The 2,721-nt window shown below is 60.1% G+C and carries 2 protein-coding genes and 1 riboswitch; both genes read left to right on the forward strand.

From position 1 onward, the window contains the following. On the forward strand, positions 1 to 610 hold a 610-nt coding region (locus tag VL202_RS11025; RefSeq protein WP_325464161.1), incomplete at its 5' end, for an FAD-dependent monooxygenase. Between the two features lie 577 nt (positions 611 to 1,187). Beyond that, a riboswitch (cobalamin riboswitch) is annotated at positions 1,188 to 1,418 on the forward strand. 179 nt (positions 1,419 to 1,597) lie between these two features. Beyond that, the gene (locus tag VL202_RS11030; protein ID WP_325464162.1) at positions 1,598 to 2,629 is read left to right on the forward strand and encodes an ABC transporter substrate-binding protein; all 1,032 of its coding nucleotides are present in this window, start codon (positions 1,598 to 1,600) and stop codon (positions 2,627 to 2,629) included. Positions 2,630 to 2,721: the final 92 nt, after the last annotated feature.

Consider the following 2,721-nt stretch of genomic DNA (forward strand, 5'->3'; position numbering starts at 1 on the left):
CATCCATTCGCCGCTGGGCGGTCAAGGGCTTAACCTTGGCCTGGGTGATGCCATCAACCTCGGCTGGAAGCTCGCCGCCACGTTCCGCGGCACGGCGCCGGCTGGTCTCCTCGACAGCTACGAACACGAACGGCATCCGGCCGGTGCGCTAATTCTTGATTGGTCGCGGGCGCAGGTCGTGCTGATGCGGCCATCCCGTAGTTCGCGTGCGCTTGAAGCGATCGTCCGGGATCTGATCGAGACGCGCGACGGCGCTACCTATTTCGCCGAGCGCGTCTGGGGTATCGGGCTTCATTATGATTTGGGCGAAGGCCATCCCTTGGTCGGTCGCACCGTGCCGGATTTCAAGTTCGCCGATGGGACGCGGCTAAACGAGTGTTTCCGGACCGGACAAGCGCTGCTCGTCGATTTCGACAGATGCATCGGGTTACAGGCGTTTGCTGACCGATGTGGCGGTCAAATCCGGTACGTTACGGGAGATGCAGAAGAGCGGCTGGGCCTACAAGCCATGCTGGTGCGTCCCGATGGGGTTGTTGCCTGGGCCAGCGATGCGGTTCGCAATGAAAAGGAAGTCGCCGACGCCGTATCGCGCTGGCTCATTGTCGGCTGAGGACGCTCCGAGCGCTGCCTTACCAACGGCCGCTTATGCTCGTGCCGTTGGTAAGGCCACCCGACCGCTTCCAACATCGAGGCCGAGCTGCCCGGCCAGATACAAAACACCTTTGGCCGGGTTTGCCGCATGATCCCGCACAAAGAAGCCGATTGACGAATGTAATAACATTACATATTGAGTCGCTGTCAATTCGGAGGACGCGATGATCGACATTTGTATGGAACGCCGAAACCCAACACTCGACTACCACGACCACGCGGCCGTTCATCACCTACCCCGGGTGCGGCGAGGTTCCTTCAGCGGAGGCATTGACGACACATGGTCGGGCACGCCAACCGTTCGAGATCAAGCAGAAGCTCCCGCACGCATGCGAGGCTTTGCAGATCACCCGCCGAAACCCGTTCCGCCCGTCGATGATGAAAGGCAGGCCTTCCGGATTTGTTGGTCACCCACGACCGGAATCTTGCAGAAAATCTCTGGATGCGGCTTATCGATCTGGGACGCACGCATAAACAAATCGCATGAAATGGAGCGTATTGGCTCCAAGTACGGCCTTGACCGGTTGCCAACTTCTCCCTTAACTGGCCTCGACGGTTCCCCTACCCATGAGGTGGAGGGGAATAATAGGGAACACGGTGCGGACGACCCGCATGGGACCAAAACCGTGGCTGCCCCCGCAACTGTAAGCGGATTGCCGTCCATCCTCGTGGCGCATAGCGCCATGCCACTGTGCGGACAGCACGGGAAGGCAGATGGACAGCGGATATTCGTGAGCCAGGAGACCTGCCGTCACCTATCGATCCATCGTCACGGGCGGGGAAGCCCGGAACAGGAGTATGCAATGAAGATCACCAGCGCCTCGCGGCGTCGACCGACGCTGCCTTTCCCCCAACCTGTCGATTGTTCGATCGTTCGGACGGCCTGACCGTCCTTCGTTCCGCTCTGCCGCCCTGCGCGGCTTTCAATCCGTATTTGGGGCACATCATGACATCACTTTTCAAAACGCCGCTTCGAGCCGGTTTCCTGTTCGCGTCGCTTGTCGCTGGCAACCTTGCCGGTCACGCGCAGGCCGCCGAGACCGGCTATCCGTTGACACTGCGAAATTGCGGTCGACAGATCACGATTAACAAGGCACCAACAAAGACCGTATCGATCGGTCAAAGCAGCACCGAAATTCTCTATATGCTCGGCCTCGCCGACAGGGTCGCAGGCACTGCACTCTGGGTTGGTCCTGTTCTGAAGGGTTATGAGGAGGTCAACGCCGGGATCGATCGCCTCGCCGATAACGATCCGAGCTTCGAAAGTGTGCTTGCCAAGAAACCGGACATCATTGCAGTTCAGTTCCAGTGGCAGGTCGGCCCCGAGGGTGTGGTTGCCAAGCCGGAGCAGTTCGAGGAACTGGGAATCCCGGTCTATACCTCCCCGTCCGATTGCACCGGTAAGGAAAATTCCGCCGCCAGCGATGGCGTGCGCCACCAGGTCTTCACCATGAATCTCGTCTACCAGGAGATCCGCGAACTGGCGCAGATCTACAACGTGCAGGACAAGGGCGAAGAAGTCGTCGCAGAGTTGAAGAAGCGCGAAGATGCGGCCCGAGCCAAGGTCGCGTCCGCCGAGGGCAAGCTGTCGGCCGTGTTCTGGTTCTCCAGTGCCGCCGATGCTGATCCCTATGTCGCGGGAAAGAACGGCGCCCCGGCCTATATCATGTCGGCCCTTGGCATTGAAAACATTATCAAGACAGACGATGAATGGCCGACGGTCGGATGGGAAACGATCGCCAAGGCCGACCCGACAATCATTGTCGCAGGCTCGATGGAACGCCGCCGCTATCCGCTGGACGGCCTTGAAGCCAAGCTCGACTTCTTGAAGACCGATCCCGTCGCCAGCCTCATGTCGGCGGCGAAGAACGGCCATGTCTTCAACATGGACGCCCAGGCCATGAACCCGACCATCCGAACGATCGAGGGCATCGAGGTACTGGCAGACTCAATCGCCGAAGCGGGCCTTGCCAAGTGAGCAGGACGCTGACATCGATCGGGCGAACGGGCGCGGCATTCGCCGCGCTTGCCATCCTGCTGATCGCGCTTTGGCTCGGTGCGGCGATCGGG

The organism is Pararhizobium sp., from assembly GCF_035497515.1.
Lineage (GTDB): Bacteria > Pseudomonadota > Alphaproteobacteria > Rhizobiales > Rhizobiaceae > Pararhizobium.

Excerpts from the sequence above, each read along its gene's own strand:
- VL202_RS11030 (WP_325464162.1), top strand. The coding sequence starts at position 1,598 with ATGACATCACTTTTCAAAACGCCGCTTCGAGCCGGTTTCCTGTTCGCG.